Annotated in this window: 13 protein-coding genes and 1 tRNA gene; 10 read left to right on the forward strand and 4 right to left on the reverse strand. The window is 58.5% G+C overall.

The window, feature by feature from the left end; translation table 11 throughout:
- Positions 1-83: 83 nt before the first annotated feature.
- On the reverse strand, positions 84-881 hold the full coding sequence (proC, locus tag B5E84_RS05795) for a pyrroline-5-carboxylate reductase (protein ID WP_087220562.1): 798 nt from the start codon (positions 879-881) through the stop codon (positions 84-86).
- Between the two features lie 15 nt (positions 882-896).
- Positions 897-1,370 carry a YbaK/EbsC family protein gene (locus tag B5E84_RS05800; RefSeq protein ID WP_087220725.1) on the reverse strand — a complete coding sequence of 158 codons (474 nt, stop codon included), beginning with the start codon at positions 1,368-1,370 and terminating at the stop codon, positions 897-899.
- Positions 1,371-1,805: 435 nt separating this feature from the next.
- On the opposite strand from B5E84_RS05800, the gene B5E84_RS21020 reads away from it, so the two are divergent.
- The 4 genes from B5E84_RS21020 to hydF all read left to right on the forward strand — a co-directional run bounded on the left by B5E84_RS21020 (position 1,806) and on the right by hydF (position 7,134).
- Positions 1,806-3,977 (forward strand): DNA topoisomerase, encoded by a 2,172-nt coding sequence (locus B5E84_RS21020; RefSeq protein ID WP_242963312.1) that lies wholly within the window; start codon positions 1,806-1,808, stop codon positions 3,975-3,977.
- A 51-nt stretch (positions 3,978-4,028) separates the two neighbouring features.
- Positions 4,029-4,700, forward strand: a complete 672-nt coding sequence (locus B5E84_RS05810) for an LbetaH domain-containing protein (RefSeq protein ID WP_087220565.1) — start codon at positions 4,029-4,031, stop codon at positions 4,698-4,700.
- Positions 4,701-4,832: 132 nt separating this feature from the next.
- On the forward strand, positions 4,833-5,882 hold the full coding sequence (gene hydE / locus B5E84_RS05815) for a [FeFe] hydrogenase H-cluster radical SAM maturase HydE (RefSeq protein ID WP_087220568.1): 1,050 nt from the start codon (positions 4,833-4,835) through the stop codon (positions 5,880-5,882).
- 19 nt (positions 5,883-5,901) lie between these two features.
- Positions 5,902-7,134, forward strand: coding sequence for a [FeFe] hydrogenase H-cluster maturation GTPase HydF (gene hydF / locus B5E84_RS05820; RefSeq protein ID WP_087220571.1), 1,233 nt, complete (start codon positions 5,902-5,904; stop codon positions 7,132-7,134).
- Positions 7,135-7,586: 452 nt separating this feature from the next.
- Here the strand turns inward: hydF and upp are convergent, their stop codons facing one another.
- Both upp and B5E84_RS05830 read right to left on the reverse strand, forming a co-directional pair.
- Complete coding sequence (gene upp / locus B5E84_RS05825) at positions 7,587-8,216, reverse strand: uracil phosphoribosyltransferase (RefSeq protein WP_087220573.1); 630 nt, start codon at positions 8,214-8,216, stop codon at positions 7,587-7,589.
- Positions 8,217-8,237: 21 nt separating this feature from the next.
- A complete protein-coding gene (locus B5E84_RS05830) occupies positions 8,238-9,035 on the reverse strand; it encodes a polysaccharide deacetylase family protein (protein ID WP_087220575.1) in 798 nt (265 codons plus the stop codon).
- Positions 9,036-9,415: 380 nt separating this feature from the next.
- Here B5E84_RS05830 and B5E84_RS05835 point away from each other — a divergent pair, with 380 nt between their 5' ends.
- The 6 genes from B5E84_RS05835 (at position 9,416) to B5E84_RS05865 (ending at position 16,100) form a co-directional block, all read left to right on the forward strand.
- Positions 9,416-10,462: a tetratricopeptide repeat protein gene (locus B5E84_RS05835; RefSeq protein WP_087220577.1), complete on the forward strand. Its 1,047-nt coding sequence runs from the start codon at positions 9,416-9,418 to the stop codon at positions 10,460-10,462.
- Between the two features lie 296 nt (positions 10,463-10,758).
- A tRNA-Leu gene (locus B5E84_RS05840) sits at positions 10,759-10,841 on the forward strand.
- Positions 10,842-11,438: 597 nt separating this feature from the next.
- On the forward strand, positions 11,439-12,983 hold the full coding sequence (locus B5E84_RS05850; protein WP_087220584.1) for an AbgT family transporter: 1,545 nt from the start codon (positions 11,439-11,441) through the stop codon (positions 12,981-12,983).
- A gap of 119 nt (positions 12,984-13,102) precedes the next feature.
- On the forward strand, positions 13,103-14,296 hold the full coding sequence (locus B5E84_RS05855) for a M20 metallopeptidase family protein (RefSeq protein ID WP_087220587.1): 1,194 nt from the start codon (positions 13,103-13,105) through the stop codon (positions 14,294-14,296).
- Positions 14,293-15,462 (forward strand): M20 metallopeptidase family protein, encoded by a 1,170-nt coding sequence (locus tag B5E84_RS05860; protein WP_087220590.1) that lies wholly within the window; start codon positions 14,293-14,295, stop codon positions 15,460-15,462. The genes B5E84_RS05855 and B5E84_RS05860 overlap by 4 nt, the downstream gene beginning before the upstream one ends.
- A gap of 287 nt (positions 15,463-15,749) precedes the next feature.
- On the forward strand, positions 15,750-16,100 hold the full coding sequence (locus B5E84_RS05865; RefSeq protein ID WP_087220593.1) for an anti-sigma factor family protein: 351 nt from the start codon (positions 15,750-15,752) through the stop codon (positions 16,098-16,100).
- The last annotated feature ends 199 nt before the right edge of the window (positions 16,101-16,299 follow it).

Genomic DNA, 16,299 nt, shown 5'->3' on the forward strand with positions numbered 1-16,299 from the left:
GCGGCACGCTGTCTGCCCGGAGCCTGGGAAAGGCCCGGAGCAGGGGCGTGCCGCCGGTTTCTATTATACATAAACAAGTGTTTTTATGACCGCCGGCTCTCGATGGCGTCAATGGCGCCGATCACCGCGCCTCGGAACCCTTTTTCCTCCAGGGCGGAGACGCCCACGATGGTGGTGCCGCCGGGAGAGCAGACGGCGTCCTTCATGGCGCCAGGATGGGCGCCGGTGGCCAGCTGGAGCTTTCCTGTGCCGGCCACCATCTGGCTGGCCAGGCGGTAAGCGGCGGCTCTGGTCAGTCCGTGGCGGACGGCGCCGTCTGCCAGAGCCTCAATAAACATGGCCGCGAAGGCGGGGCCGCAGCCGCTTAAGGTGCCGGCCACGGAGAGCTGGGAGGTCTCCACCGGCTGAATCACGGCGATGGGGGAGAACAGTGCCTCAAAGGCCTCGTATTCCTCCTCGCTTAAGGAGTGACGGCTCTCACAGACGATGATGCCCTCGCCCACGGAGACGGGGGTGTTGGGGATGGTGCTGATGTGGTGGGTGCCGGAGGGCAGGATGGCCTGGTATTTCTCAAAGTTCCAGCCGGCGGCCACGGAGACCACCACTTTTCCCGGCAGAAGATCCCGGATGGAGGCAGTTACCTCCTCGATCAGGTACGGCTTTACGGCGAGAACGATCAAATCCGCCCTCTGCGCCACCTCCGTTGCCGTGCGGCAGGGGTGAATGTTTCTGGCCGCGGCCGCGGCCTCCAGCTTGTCCCAGTGCTTGGCGCAGGCGCAGAGCTGTTCCGGCTTTGCCGCCCCCTTTAAGAGCAGCCCGTCCGCCAGGGCCTGTGCCATATTTCCAAATCCGATAAATCCGATGGTCATTTCCCGTTTCATAACCGTTCTCCTCCCTTACATGGTTTTGCAGACGTCCACCCACTGGCTGGCGTGGGAGTAGGCGGTCAATTCGTCGCAGGTGAGTTCGATGGCGGAGTTGGCGCTGCCCGCCGCGGGGAATACGGTCTCAAACCGTTTCATGGAATCGTCTAAGTAGACGGCCACGTGGTCCGGGTTGGCGAAGGGGCAGACGCCGCCGATGGCGTGGCCCGTCAGCCGCTCCACGTCCTCGCCGGAGAGCATTTTCGCCTTGAAACCGAAGAAATGCTTGAACTTGCTGTTGTCGATCTTGGTGTCCCCGGCGGTGATCACCAGGATGCAGCCGTCACTGTCCTTGTCGTAGAAGGAAAGGGTCTTGGCGATCCGGGCCGGTTCCGTTCCCACGGCCTTAGCCGCCAGCTCCACGGTGGCGCTGGAAACGGGAAATTCCAGGATGTCCTGCTCCCTGCCGTACTGTTTAAAATATTCTCTTACTTTGTCGATAGCCATATGGAAAACCTCTTTTCTGTAAAAATTTCCGTAAAATGCGCGCCGCGGCCGGGTGGTTTTGCTGTCCGGAGGAAACGGCGTTTCCAGCCGCAAAAGCCTCCGGCGGGAAACGCAACCCGCGCAGAGAAAACCATCTGCTGGCGCAGCCGCGCTCCGACGGGAAACGCCTCCGTCTGCGCAGGGAAAACCGTCTGCTGGCGCAGCCGCGCCCCGTCGCACGCGTTACTGCGCACACTTTTTTATGTCATAGGAAACTGCGTCCCCTATGACACAAAAGCCTCCGGCGGGAGGCGCACTCCGCGCAAAGGAAAATGGCTGCTGGCGCAGCCGCGCTCCGGCGCGAGTGTGCATTGCAGTGCACACTTTTTTATTGTATCATTGATATTCCCAAATGTAAATGTTATAGTATAACGTGAACACTCAGAGAGGTATCTTATGTCAAAATCGTTATACATCACAGAAAAACCCAGCGTCGCCCAGGAATTCGCCAACGCCCTGCGGGTAAACGGCCGCCGCTCAGACGGCTATATCGAGTCCGGCGACGCCATTATCACCTGGTGTGTGGGCCACCTGGTTACCATGAGCTATCCGGAGGCCTATGACCCGAAGTACAAGCGGTGGAGCCTGGAAACTCTGCCCTTCCTGCCCCGGGAATTTAAATATGAAATTATCCCCTCCGTGGCCAAGCAGTTCCGTATCGTCAGCGGCTTATTAAACCGCCCCGATGTGGACACCATATACATATGCACCGACTCCGGGCGGGAGGGAGAATACATTTACCGCCTGGTGGACCAGATGGCCGGGGTGCACGGCAAGAGGCGGAAACGGGTCTGGATTGATTCCCAGACGGAGGAGGAGATTCTGCGGGGCATCCGGGAGGCCAAGGACTGGACGGAGTACGACAACCTGTCCGCCTCCGCTTACCTCCGTGCCAAAGAGGACTATCTCATGGGCATCAATTTCTCCCGCCTGCTCACTTTAAAATACGGCCCCTCCATTTCCAGCTATCTGCGCACCGACCGCACCGTGCTGTCCGTGGGCCGGGTCATGACCTGCGTGCTGGGCATGGTGGTGCGCAGGGAGAGGGAGATCCGCGGCTTTGTGAAAACACCCTTTTACCGGGTTTTGGGCACCTTCGGGGAGCTGCCGGCGGGGCTGGAGGGAGAGTGGCGGGCTGTGCCCGGCTCCCGGTACTACCAGTCGCCCTATCTGTATAAGGAAAACGGATTTAAGGAGCGGAAACGGGCGGAGGAGCTGATCGCCTTTCTGCGGGCCGCCGGCCCCGGCACGGGGACTCTGACGGCTGTGGAGCGAAAAAAGGAGACGAAAAACCCGCCCCTGCTCTACAACCTGGCAGAGCTGCAGAACGACTGCTCAAAAATGTTTAAAATCAGCCCCGACGAGACCTTAAAAATTGTCCAGGAGCTGTACGAGAAGAAACTGGTGACCTACCCCAGAACCGACGCCAGGGTGCTGTCCACGGCGGTGGCGAAAGAGATCACCAGGAACTTATCGGGGTTAAAAGCCTGCGGGGCTCTTGGGGCCTTCGCGGCGGAAATCCTGGAGAACGGTTCCTTCCGCGGCCTGGAAAAGACCAGGTATGTAAATGACAAGCAGATCACGGACCACTACGCCATCATCCCCACCGGCCAGGGCCTGGGGGCCTTAAGGGGGCTAAAGGGGCTGTCAGGGGCGGTGTACGAGGTGATCGTCCGCCGGTTCCTCAGCATCTTTTACCCGCCGGCGGTGTATCAGAAGGTGTCCCTGGAGGTGACGGTGCCCACCGGAGGAGACGGCGGGAGCCGGACAGCCGCCGCGGCGGCGGAAACGGCCGGGAATGGAGCGGGAAACTCCCCGGCTCCAGAGTCCCGGCCCCAAGCCCCGGCGTCCCGTTCCCCGGGAGAACCCGCAGCCCCGCCGGCAGAGCATTTCTTTGCCAGCTACCGCCTTCTGGTGGATCCCGGCTACTTAAAGGTGGCCACCCCGCCGGGCCGGAAAAAACCAGGGGAGAAGGCGGAGAGAGACGGCTCTGGCGAGGGAAGTGAAAACGGGGAGAAACCGTCGCCCCAGACAGAGGATCCCGCGTTCCGGGCGTGGCTTGGCTCTTTGAAAAAAGGAGCTGTGCTGCCCCTTTCCGCGCTGGCCATCAAGGAGGGAGAGACCTCCCCGCCCAAGCGCTACACCTCCGGTTCCATGATTCTGGCCATGGAAAACGCCGGCCAGCTCATCGAGGACGAGGAGCTGCGGGCCCAGATCAAGGGCAGCGGTATCGGAACCAGCGCCACTCGGGCGGAAATCCTGAAAAAGCTGGTAAATATCAAATATCTGGCCTTAAACGGAAAGACCCAGGTCATCACCCCCACCCTTTTAGGGGAGATCGTGTTTGACACGGTGGACGCCTCCATCCGGCAGCTTTTGAACCCGGAGCTGACAGCCAGCTGGGAGAAAGGGCTGACCTATGTGGCGGAGGGAAGCATCACCTCCGAGGAATATATGGAAAAATTAGAAAAATTTGTAGCCGGAAGGACCCTAAGTGTGTTAAAATTGAGAAATCAGTATGATCTGCGCACCGCCTTCGACGCGGCAGCGGTCAACTATAAAAAGTAACACGGACCGGCGGGACTGCCGCCGTCCGCAGGAAGTGAGGAGAGAACAACAATGAAGAAACAGGACATGACGATTCAAGCGCTTTACGATCTGACAAATACAATCAGCCGCAAATGGCTGGAGAAATACACCTACCCGTGGGAGGTACTGCCCCATATCGGAGAGATCATCGAGGAGATCGCCAAAATCCTTCCCGCCGGGGAGTACCAGCTCATCGGCAAAAATATGTATGTGCACAAGACGGTAAAGCTGCCGCCGACGGCTGCCATCAAGGGGCCGTTACTCATCTGCCCTGACGTGGAGGTGAGAAACGGCGCGTTCCTCCGTGGAAACGTGATCGTTGGCGGAGGCTGCGTGATCGGAAACTCTGTGGAGATCAAGAACTCCATTCTGTTTGACCGGGTGCAGGTGCCCCATTTTAACTACATTGGCGATTCCATCCTGGGCACCAAGGCCCACTTCGGCGCCGGCTCCCTCACTTCCAACGTGAAGTCGGACAAGAGCCTGGTGAAGGTGCACGCGGAGGACGGAGACATTGAGACCGGCCTGAAGAAATTCGGCGCCATGGTAGGGGACGGGGCAGAGATCGGCTGCAATTCCGTACTGAATCCCGGAACCATCATCGGAAAGAATTCCAACGTGTATCCTCTGTCCAGCGTAAGAGGCTGTGTGGATGCCAGCTCCATTTACAAAAAACAGGGTGAGATCGTAGAGAAGCAGTAAGAGAACAGTGTGCAGCCCTCCGCTTGCCGGCGGAGGGCTGCGCGGCGTTTTAGGGGTTTCCCGGCGGCATCCGGGGAGAGAAAGGATGAGAGGCATGAAGGTTGTCACCATGGCCTGCCTGGAGGCGGGAAGATGAGCCGCGCTCTGAGCCTGGCGGAGACGCTGGCGAAGGAGGGAAATCTGCCGGATCAGAACCTTTTGGAGCTGATCCGGGACCGGGATCCGGAGACGGCCGGTTTTTTAAAGGAGCAGGCGGCCGCGCGGCGGGATGAGATATATGGCCGTCACGTCTATATCCGCGGCCTGATTGAATTTACAAACTACTGCAAAAATAACTGCTACTACTGCGGAATCCGCAGAGGAAACGGCCGGGCGGAGCGCTACCGCCTCACGAAGGAGGAAATTTTAGAGTGCTGCCGGGAGGGCTACGGCCTGGGATTTCGCACCTTTGTGCTCCAGGGCGGAGAGGATCCCTGGTATGACGATGACCGCCTGGAGGAGGTGGTGAGGGCCATCCGGGAGAGGTACCCTGACTGCGCCATCACGCTGTCGGTGGGAGAGCGGCCCAGGGAGAGCTACGAGCGGCTGTTTGCGGCGGGGGCCGACCGGTATCTGCTCCGCCATGAAACCGCCTCAGAGTCCCATTACGGGATGCTCCACCCGCGGGAGATGAGCTTTTCCCAACGCATGGAGTGCCTGAACACGCTGCGGGACATCGGTTACCAGACGGGCTGCGGCATGATGGTGGGAACTCCCGGCCAGACCTGGGAGGATCTGGTGGCGGACCTGCGGTTTATGAAGGAATTCCGCCCTCATATGGTGGGAATGGGGCCTTTTTTATCCCATAAAGACACCCCTTTTCGCGGGGAAAAGAGCGGAACGGCGGAACTCACCCTCTATCTGCTCGCCATAGTCCGGCTGATGCTGCCGGAAACCCTGATCCCGGCCACCACGGCCCTGGGCACGGCGGAGGAAGGCGGGCGGAGACAGGGAATCTTATGGGGGGCCAACGTGGTGATGCCAAACCTGTCCCCCAAAGCGGTCCGCAGCAAGTATATGCTGTACGATAACAAGCTTTCCAGCGGCTCCGAGGCGGCGGAAAGCCTGTATCTGTTAAAGCAGGAGATGGAGAGCATTGGGTTTGAGATAACGGTTGCCCGCGGGGACAGCCGGATGGTGTGAACAAAGGAGGCGAAACGGGATGGGAATGAATGAGACTCCGTCGGCCGAGCGGGCCCATATCGGCTTTTTCGGCCGCAGAAACGCGGGAAAATCCAGCTTGGTGAACGCGGTTACCGGCCAGGAGCTTTCTGTGGTTTCCCCGGTGAAGGGGACGACCACCGACCCGGTCTATAAATCCATGGAGCTGCTGCCCTTGGGGCCGGTGGTTATCATGGACACTCCCGGGCTGGACGACGAGGGAGAGCTGGGAAAACTGCGGGTGCAGAAGGCGGAGCAGGTTTTGGGAAAAACGGACTGCGCCGTCCTGGTGGTAGATGGAAAAGAAGGAATAACGCCACAGGAGGAGGAGCTGATCCGTCTGTGTAAGAAACGGCAGGTGCCGCTTATGATAGCGTGGAACAAGGCAGACCTGCCGGAGCAGCAGGCGGTGCCGGCAGAGCTGGAGGCTCAGGCGCCGGCAGTGGTTGTGAGCGCCCTGTCGGGAGAGGGCGTTTCGGAGCTAAAGGAGCGGATCGCCTCTTTGGTGCTGGCGGACCGGAGGGAGAGGGGAGAGAGACGGCTGTTTGACGGCCTGCTCTCCGCCGGGGACCAGGTGGTTTTAGTGATCCCCATCGACGAGTCAGCCCCCAAGGGACGGCTCATCCTGCCCCAGCAGCAGGCGATCCGGGACATTTTGGAGTGGGGAGCTTTTGCCACCGCCGTGCGGGATCAGGAGCTGGAAGGGCTGATGGCCTCCATGAGGGAAAGGGACGCTCTGCCCCAGCTGGTGGTCACGGACAGCCAGGCCTTTGGCCGGGTGAAAGACCTGGTGCCAAGGGAGGTGCCTCTTACCTCCTTTTCCATCCTGATGGCCAGGTACAAAGGCTTTCTCCGCGACGCCCTGGAGGGGGCCGCGGCCATCCGGAGTCTGGAGGACGGGGACCGGGTACTGATCTCCGAGGGCTGTACCCATCACCGCCAGTGCAACGACATCGGCACAGTGAAAATTCCCGCTTTGCTGAAAAAGACCACGGGGAAACGGCTGGAGCTGGCCACATCCTCCGGCAGGGAGTTTCCGGAAGATCTTAAAAAATACCGGCTGGTGATCCACTGCGGCGGCTGTATGTTAAATGAGCGGGAGGTGGCCTTCCGCCGGGACCGGGCCAGAGCCCAGGGGGTGCCCTTTACCAATTATGGGATTGCCCTGGCCTACATGAACGGGATTTTGGAGCGGAGTATTGAGATGTTTCCGGAGCTTCAGGGGATCCTGTGACGGCAGGAAACCCTGCCCCGCTGGAAAGAGAGGTTTTCGGGAAGGAGACGGCAAAAGGTGAGAGTCTTCGCCGGAGACGTTTATGTCCAGGAGACGCACTCCACGGGGAGGAATATGGCTGCTGACGCAGCCGCGCTCCGGCGCGAGGGCGCGCCCATCCATATCGCCCCCATCCGGGGCTTTCACAGTAAACGGACATGACCGCTAACGCGGTCATAGCGAATTATGAAAGCCAGATGGCTCCACGCCTGCGGCGTTCCCGCCATCTGCCGGCGGCATTCGAAATCCGGGCTACCGCCCTACTTTCTCATACCGTCTTGCCCGTCTGATGCCGATATATCTGTGCGCGCGAGCGCGCCCATCTATATCGCCCCCATCCGGGGCTTTCAAAATAAAATCCCGGAGGGAAGGCGGGGAAAATGCCGCCTGTCTCTCCGGGAATGCAGTCCGATTTATTTTGTTCCGAAAATGCGGTCGCCGGCATCGCCCAGACCGGGGCAGATGTAAGCGTCGCCGTTTAAGCAGCGGTCCACGTGTCCCACGTAGATCTGGATGTCCGGATGAGCCTTGTGAAGGCGCTCCAGTCCTTCCGGAGCGGCGATGATGGACATGAATTTAATTTTTTTGCCGCCGTGCTCCTTGATGAAATTTACCGCGGCCACGGCGGAGCCGCCGGTAGCCAGCATGGGATCGGTCACCACGATGGTTCTGAGCTCGATAGGGTTCGGGAGCTTGCAGTAGTATTCGTGAGGCTCATGGGTGGTCTCATCCCGGTAAAGGCCGATGTGCCCCACCTTGGCGGAGGGGACTAAGGCCAGGATGCCGTTTACCATTCCCAGGCCGGCCCGGAGGATGGGAACCACCGCCAGCTTTTTGCCGGCGATCATGGGAGTCATGCAGGTTTCAATGGGGGTCTCCACCTTCACATCCTGAAGGGGCAGATCCCGAAGGGCCTCGTAGCCCATGAGCATGGCGATCTCCTCGATGAGGGCCCGGAACTCATTGGTACCGGTGTTTTTGTCCCGAAGGATGGAAATTTTGTGCTGGATCAGCGGATGATCAAAAACGGTTACATTTTCCATAACAGGTTTCCTTTCTGTGTTCTATTTGGTCTCCGGAGTAAATTCCACGATGGCGTAGTCGCCAAGGGCGTGAGGCACAGGGATGGAGAAATAGATCGCTCCCTTGTCCTCATAGCTGAAACTTTCCGGGAATGAGGTTCCTTTTAAAGGAAAATCGGCTTTCTGAAACAGCTTGGTGTAAGAGTCAATGGTCTGAGTGGCCTTGTACTCCTTTACCGCCTGCTCCGTCTCAGCGTCCAGCCCGGTAAACTCACAGGCGTCGGACATGACGTAGCCCGCCATGGTGTGAGGATCGGCGTAGGTGGAAAAACCGATGTCAGCGGCCTTGCCCATGTCCACCGTATTGGTGTAGAAAATGGAGACGGGATGGGCGGCCCCGCCGGCGGAAAGCTCGCCTTTGTAGACGGCAGTCAGCCGGTTTCTGTCGGCGGAGAGGATCTCACACTGGATTTCCAGGCGGTCGGAGGTTTCGTCCAGTCCCTGGGCTTTGATGATGGAGATGGCATTGCTCTTTAAAAGAGCGTTGACGGCGTCCTCGGTCTCGCTATTGTTTAAATTTGCCACCACCGGGTACTGGATGGAAATGTCCCCAGAGGAATAGGTCTCCACGGAAGTGGAAAGTCCGGAGGCAGGGCGGCTGCTGTCCGCGGCCGGTTCCGTTTCCTCCACGGTGGGCGGCGCTGCCTCTGTGGTTTCTGCCATGGTCTCCGCCGCCGTCGTGTGGGAGGAGGAGAGGTCCACTTTGTTTTTGGAGCCGCAGCCGGCTGCCAGGCACAGGCCGGCCGCCAGCAGGGCCGGGATTGTAAGAGAATGCTTCATAAGCTGGGTCTCCTTTCTTTTGTCTGATATGGGGCCTCGACGAAAGAGCTGCCCGCCCCTTATTTGATTCAATGACATTATATAACAGAACCAAAACTTTATCTACTATTTTCCGTTCCGGGGGATTATTTTAAAGAGAAAGACAGAAAAAGCACGAAAGATTTCATAATTTGCAAGAAAAAATTCAGAAATATAAGGGAATAATTTGTAAAACGTCAGGTTTCCGTAATAGAAACGTACAAAAACCGTAAAGTTTAGCGGGATAGGCCATAGTATAATGAAATTATCTTGCCAGCGTGGGCCAAACCGATGAAACGCGCCCGCCGGCGGACGGGGAGAAAGGAGACGGAAACCGCAGAAAAAGAACAGGAGGAAAAAGAATGGGTAGCAAATGTCTTGGGGCAGAGGAGAGACAGATTTTAGACTGGATTGGCTGGAAAGATGCGGTGAGCGGCAGCGCGGTAATCCGCTATCTGAAACGGCTGCAGAAAGAATGGATGGGCGATGAGGCCGTTCCGGGGATCGGCGCGGCGGCGGATTCGGAGCTGGCGCTGTGGATGGCGAGAGGCTGTCTGGCGCTGGGGGATTATGAGCACTGCCATATGGCGGTCCGCTGGCTGGAGCGGGCCGGGGCAGTGGGAGTGGACCGGGGAGAGTGGAATCTGCTCATGGCCCGCGGAACGCTGTACTGCGGCCGGCCGGAGGCAGCTCTGAGATATGTGGAGGAGGGGTTGAAAGACATTCCGGAGGACCGGGATGGCTGGTATCTGGCGGCGGAGCTGTACAGCAGCCTGGGAGATCAGGAAAAGGCTCTGGAGGCGGCGAGACAGGGACGGGCCCTGGGAGCCGGTTTGGCGGAATTTGAGCGCCTGGAGGAGGCGGTTTGCGCAGGGGAATCTCTGGAGGAGTTAGAGAAGGCCAGGATTATGGCCGGAGCTGCCCGCTGCGGGGAGACCGGCACGGCGGCGGAGAGCCGCCGCCTGGAGGCTGTGGCCGGAATTCGCAAGGATGAGGAAGGCTTAAAGGCGGTAAAAGAGGTGTTAAAGCCGGAGATCTGGGACGCGGATGAGCCGTACTGCGCCTTCTGTTTCTGGCCGGAGGGCCGGGAGCTGGCCGGAGCCTTCTGTATGAATGAGGCGGCAGTGTCCAAGTGGGATCCGAAGGCCCTGAAAGAGGTGGTAAAGGAGCTGCCCCGTCTGGAGCGGGAAGGCCGGACTGCCCTGGCGGCAGAGGGAGAGCTGTGCCTGCTGGAGTTTTACCCGGACGGGACCATGGGACTGATCTTTGAGACGGAGAACGGGGAGAAGAAGGCTGTGATCTCAAAGGAGCTGACGGTGAGCGCCGGGCCGGATGAGGAAGACGAGGGCGATCTGGGCCGGGCGGCGGAGGAAAAGCTGGCCCGGGCCATGGAGGCCTGCGGGAAATAAGGCACGCCGCAAACATCCGGCAGCCGTTTCCCTGGAATGGTGGGGAACGGAGCGAGGAACGGAACACAAACAGCCCGCTGCTTTGGCTTTCACAATCGGAAAGGAATCGTTTCAGGAGTTTCTGGGAATGTATCTGTGGAAACCAGAAGGATGTGTCGGGAGAACATTCTGGGAAGTTTCTGCTAGAAAGTCTAGAAAGCTTCTAGAAAGTCTAGAAAGTTTCTGAAGAAAAAAATGGAAAAACACTTGCTTTTTTCGTTGATTTCTGATAATATAACATTCGCTGATTGTGCAGCGCCGGCTTGTCGGAATGGCAGACGAGGTGGACTCAAAATCCATTGGTGGCGACACCGTGCGGGTTCAAGTCCCGCAGCCGGCACTCCTTGGCAGGGGCAGAGACCGTGATACCTGGATTTCCGGGTATGGCGGTCTTTTCTTTTTGTGTCATGGGAGACTGCGTTCCCTGTGGCGCAAAAGCCTCTGGAGGGAGGCACACTCCGCGCAAAGGAAACTGGCTGCTGGCGCAGCCGTGCTCCGGCGCGTGCGCTACTGCGTACACTTTTGTGCCATGGGAGACCGCATTCCCTGTGTCACAGAAAGCTCCAGCGGGAGGCGAGCGCACTCCGCGCAAAAGAAACTGGCTGCTGGCGCAGCCGTGCTTTGGCGGATACGCATTTCACACGGAAGAAGATTGCTGCCGACGCGGCGACCAATACCGCCCCTGCCCAGGCTGCCTTGTTTTTCTTATTTCTCTTATAGAGGGTTCCACCCGCATTTCCGTCCATATTTCCTTTTTTAACACCTTTTTCACATCTTCCACATTTTTACTTGCAAAAATATCCAAAACCCCGTATAATAAATTTTATGTTTTGCTTTGTTACTAAGATAAAGTGTGAAACAGAGGTCAAAATCAGGCGCTGCTGGGAATGGGACGCAGGTTTTGGCTGGACGCAGAGAAAAAGAAAGGGGAATGCGTATGAGTGAAACAACAAAGAAAAAACGGCTGGACCGGATCCTGGACTCCATTGAGAGAGTGGGAAACAAACTTCCGGCCCCCATCACACTGTTCCTGATGCTGTCGGGAATCGTGATTGTGCTTTCCGCGATTTTAAGCGCCATCGGCGTTTCCGTGGTAAACCCGGCAAACGGAGAGACCGTAAAGCCGGTGAACCTGCTTTCCGTGTACGGAATTCAGTACCTGTGGAACAATGTCATCTCCAACTTCGCGGGATTCGCGCCTCTGAGCATGGTGCTGGTGGCCGTGATCGGCTCCTCCGTGGCGGAGAAAAGCGGATTTTTGATTGCCCTGATGCACCGGTTCCTGGGCGGGGCGAAAAACTGGATTGTGACCATGGTGGTCATTTTCCTGGGAATTAACTTGAATATCGCGGGAGACGCCGGCTTTATCGTGCTGCCGCCTCTGGCCGCGGTGCTGTTTATGACCGTGGGTCGGCATCCGCTTTTGGGCCTGTACACGGCCTTTGCCTCTGTGGCAGCCGGATTCTGCGCCAACATGGTCCTGGGCCTCTCCGATGCCCTGGCCTACAGCTACACCGAGGTGGCGGCTCGGATGATCGACCCCAACTATTCCGCCTCCATCGCCATTAACTGGTACTTCCTCATGGTTTCCTGCGTTGTTCTGACCATTGCGGGAACCATCCTGGTGGAGAAGGTGCTGGCCCGCCGGTTCGTCATCACCAAGGAGGAACTGAAGTCCTATAATTTTGACACAGAAAATACCAGCCTGACGCCGGTACAGAAAAAGGGCCTGGTGGCTGCCGGAGTGGCGGAGCTGGTGTTCTTCATCATCATGCTGCTGCTGTCCCTTCCCGTATTTGGGGATCGGGCGATTTTGGCAGACGAGACCGGTTCCATCACCAACTCCGCGGCTCCCTTCACCAAGGGAATCGTGTTCACCGTAAGCCTGGCTCTGATGGTGCCCGGCGTGGCCTACGGCATTGCCATCGGCAAGTACAAGAACGATAAAGACCTGTGGGCGGACATCAGCCTGGGCTTTTCCGAGATGGGAACCTACGTGTTTATGTGTTTCTTCATCTCCATTTTCACCAACTTCTTCTCGGTGTCCAACATCGGAACCATCGTGGCCATCGCCGGTGCGGACGGCCTGGCTTCCGTGGGATTTACGGGAATTCCGCTGATGATCGGCCTGATCATCGTAGCCAGCATGGTAAACCTGTTTATCGGTTCCGCTTCCGCGAAGTGGGCCATTCTGGCCCCGGTGTACGTGCCCATGATGATGCTTCTGGGCTACGACCCGGCCATCACCCAGGCGGTATACCGGATCGGCGACTCCATCACCAACCCGCTGTCGCCGCTGTTTAGCTATATGCCGATTATCATTGGATTCGCCCAGAAATATAAAAAGGACGTGGGAATCGGAACGATTATCGCCAATATGCTGCCCTTCTCCGTGACTTTTGCCATTGTGTGGATCATCCAGGTGATCATCTGGGTGGCTCTCAACCTGCCTTTAGGCCCGGGAGGCGCAGTTTACTGGTAAGAAAAAGGAATGAATAAAGGGGTACGGCGTGGGAAACATCCGCGCCGCGCGCTTACGCCCAGCCTTCGGCCCGGATGCGGTCCGGGGCTGGGTATTTTTAAATAAAAAAGGAGTTGCGTATGGATTTTTTGAAAAAGGCAAAAGAGATGGAACAGGAGATTGTGGAAAACCGCCACTATCTCCACCGTCACGCGGAGCTCTCCTATGAGGAGCGGGAAACCACGGCGTTTCTCGTGTCGGAGCTGGAAAAAATGGGGATCCCCGTGGTGACCTTTGAGGACTACACCGGCTGCATCGCCGTGATTGAGGGGGCAAAGCCGGGAAAGACCCTGCTGCTGCGGGCGGATATTGACGCCCTTCCCATTGAGGAGAAAAGCGGGGTGGAGTTTTCCAGCGTTCATCCGGGAGTGATGCACGCCTGCGGCCACGACTGCCACGCGGCCATGCTTTTGGGAGCGGCCAGGCTGCTGTGGGAAAGCCGGGAAACCCTGGCCGGCCGGGTGAAACTGCTGTTTCAGGCGGCGGAGGAAGTGTTTGTGGGCAGCCACTATTACGTGGACAAAGGGTATCTGGAGGACGTGGACGCAGCCATGGGAGTCCATGTGTGGCCTACGGCGGAGCAGGGAACGGCAGTGGTGTTAGACGGCCCCGTCATGGCCAGCTGCGACAACTTTGTGCTGACGGTCAAGGGCGTGTCGGCCCACGGCTCCACCCCCAATGAGGGAAAGGACGCCATCGTGGCCGCCAGCGCCATCATCTGCGCCCTGCAGACCGTGGTGAGCCGGGAGAACAGCCCCATTGCCCCCCTGGCGGTGACGGTGGGAAAGGTCCGCTCCGGCACCCAGTTCAACATCGTGGCGGACACGGCGGTGCTGGAGGGAACGGTGCGTACCTACAGCGGCCAGACGAGAGACCTGGCGGAGGAATCCATCCGCAGGATTGTCCAGGGGACGGCCATGGCCATGGGCTGCGAGGCGGATCTGGAGTACAAGCGCCTGGAGCCGCCGGTGTGCAACAACGATCCCCATTTAAACCGCATCGCCAGGGAGGCGGCCAGGACCGTATTTGGGGAAAACGGGCTGGCAAAGGGGTCTCCGGCTACGGGAAGCGAGGACTTCAGCTATATTATGGAATACATTCCCTCCTCCATTTTCGTGCTCTTGGGCATCCGGGACGAGGAGAGCGGATGTACCTGCCCCGTTCACAACGAAGGGTTCCGGGTCAACGATAAGGCCCTGGCAGGAGGAGCCGCGTTTTACGCCCAGTTTGCCGCTATGTATTTAAACGGCGGGGAGGAAGGAGAGGACAGATGAATATGCAGCAGCTTGCGAAAGAACAGGAATCTTATATCATCCAGGCCAGACATCATCTCCATGCCCATCCGGAGCTGAGCTGCAAGGAGACGGAGACCACCCGTTTTATCTGCGGGGAGCTGGAGAAAATGGGAATCGCAGTGGAGACCTTTGAGGGGATCACCGGCTGTGTGGGAACCATAGAAGGGGCCCATCCGGGAAAGACGGTGATGCTGCGGGCGGACATCGACGCCCTGCCCATCCAGGAGACGCCGGGAAAGAGCTATTGCAGCCAGAACGCCGGGGTGATGCACGCCTGCGGCCATGACTGCCACACGGCCATGCTTCTGGGGGCGGCCAGGATTTTAAGCAGCCACCGGGAGGAGATCCACGGCACCGTAAAGCTCATTTTCCAGATGGGCGAGGAAGTGGGAAGAAAATCCGAGGAGTACGTGACGCGGGGAGCCTTAGAAGGGGTGGACGCCATTTTTGGAATGCACGTGTGGGCGAATCTGGACGCGGGAACCGCCAACTTTGAGGTGGGAGAGCGGATGGCCTGCAGCGACCGGTTTACCATCCGGGTCCGGGGGGAGAAGGCCCACGGCAGCGCCCCTCACGAGGGGAAGGACGCCATTTTAGCGGCGGCGGCTGTGGTGATGGCCCTTCAGTCCATTCCCAGCCGGGAGATCAGCCCCTTAGACAGCCTGGTCGTCACCGTGGGAATGATGAACGGGGGCACAAAGGAAAATATCCTGGCGGACGAGACGGAGTTAGTGGGCACTGTCCGGGTGTTTGACCGGGAATTCCGCAATTCCATGCCGGAGCGAATCCGGCGGGTGGCCTCCCAGGTGGCGGGAGGCTACGGGTGTACCGTGGACTGCGACTACTATTTTGGCCCCAGCCCGCTGATCAACGACCACGAGGAGCTCTGCCGCCTGGCGGAGGAGGCCGCGAAGGCGGAACTGGGGGAGGACTGCCTGCGGGCTCTGCCGAAGATGACGGGGGCGGAGGATTTCAGCGTGTACATGGAGCACGTTCCGGGAGTGTTCGGCTACCTGGGCGTGAGAAACCGGGAGAAGGGGATCGTGTGTACCCATCACCATCCGTCCTTTGACGTGGACGAGGACACTCTGTATCATGGCGCCGGGATCTATGCCCGCTTTGCCCTGGATTTCCTGGGGAAATAGGGCGGCGGCCGGAAGGTTGTTCTGGCGGCGGATGTGGGATGTCCCGCGCCGGCGGTCAGACGGACATTGAGCCGGAGACCAGACCACAGGAAAAGACGAAAAGAGAAATTCAGGATTCAGCCAGCAGGGGTATTCTGCTGGCTGTTTTGCTTTGGCGCCGCCGCGGAGAAAATTCTGACTGGCCTGTCCCGCCTTCTCCCGCCGTCTCTCCAAACCCGGAGGTTGAAAACAGGCATAATCTGTTGTATGATAGGAAAAGATGAAATCAGGAGGGAGGCGGACGGACCATGACTTGCCGGGAAACGGAACAGATGATCATACCCTATATCAACGGCCAGCTGGAGGACGAGGAGCTGGAGGCCTTCCTGACCCATGTGAGGGACTGCGCCGAGTGCCGGGAGGAGCTGGAGATCTATTTTACGGTGGATTACGGCATCCGGCAGCTGGACGACGACATCGGGGTGTACGACATTCCGGGGGCCCTGGAGCGGACTCTGGAACAGTCCTGGGAGCGGATCCGCCACGTTCACACCCTGACGGTACTGCGGTACGTATTCGCCACCTTAAGCTCCCTCTGGCTGGCGGTCACCTTCCTTCTCCAGATGCGGATCTGGTGGCAGGCGGGAATGTTTTTATAGATACCAGGGTCAAAAGGTCGGAAATCCGATGCGAGCTTGCTTGCAAGAGGATTTTTGACCTTGGGACCCGCCAAAAACATGAATAAGCAGCCATTTTTCGTAGAAAAATGAGCGGATTATGAATGTTTTGGAGGATTGCGGGAGCACGTAGTGCGAAGCAATCCGGTATCAAAGGGGTCAAAATACCTTTTGACCCCAA

Origin of the sequence: Lachnoclostridium sp. An14 (assembly GCF_002160755.1) — a bacterium.
Lineage (GTDB): Bacteria > Bacillota > Clostridia > Lachnospirales > Lachnospiraceae > Lachnoclostridium_A.

Coding starts and splice junctions, on each gene's coding strand:
- proC (WP_087220562.1), bottom strand. CDS start 881: ATGAAACGGGAAATGACCATCGGATTTATCGGATTTGGAAATATGGCA.
- B5E84_RS05800 (WP_087220725.1), bottom strand. CDS start 1,370: ATGGCTATCGACAAAGTAAGAGAATATTTTAAACAGTACGGCAGGGAG.
- B5E84_RS21020 (WP_242963312.1), top strand. CDS start 1,806: ATGTCAAAATCGTTATACATCACAGAAAAACCCAGCGTCGCCCAGGAA.
- B5E84_RS05810 (WP_087220565.1), top strand. CDS start 4,029: ATGAAGAAACAGGACATGACGATTCAAGCGCTTTACGATCTGACAAAT.
- hydE (WP_087220568.1), top strand. CDS start 4,833: ATGAGCCGCGCTCTGAGCCTGGCGGAGACGCTGGCGAAGGAGGGAAAT.
- hydF (WP_087220571.1), top strand. CDS start 5,902: ATGGGAATGAATGAGACTCCGTCGGCCGAGCGGGCCCATATCGGCTTT.
- upp (WP_087220573.1), bottom strand. CDS start 8,216: ATGGAAAATGTAACCGTTTTTGATCATCCGCTGATCCAGCACAAAATT.
- B5E84_RS05830 (WP_087220575.1), bottom strand. CDS start 9,035: ATGAAGCATTCTCTTACAATCCCGGCCCTGCTGGCGGCCGGCCTGTGC.
- B5E84_RS05835 (WP_087220577.1), top strand. CDS start 9,416: ATGGGTAGCAAATGTCTTGGGGCAGAGGAGAGACAGATTTTAGACTGG.
- B5E84_RS05850 (WP_087220584.1), top strand. CDS start 11,439: ATGAGTGAAACAACAAAGAAAAAACGGCTGGACCGGATCCTGGACTCC.
- B5E84_RS05855 (WP_087220587.1), top strand. CDS start 13,103: ATGGATTTTTTGAAAAAGGCAAAAGAGATGGAACAGGAGATTGTGGAA.
- B5E84_RS05860 (WP_087220590.1), top strand. CDS start 14,293: ATGAATATGCAGCAGCTTGCGAAAGAACAGGAATCTTATATCATCCAG.
- B5E84_RS05865 (WP_087220593.1), top strand. CDS start 15,750: ATGACTTGCCGGGAAACGGAACAGATGATCATACCCTATATCAACGGC.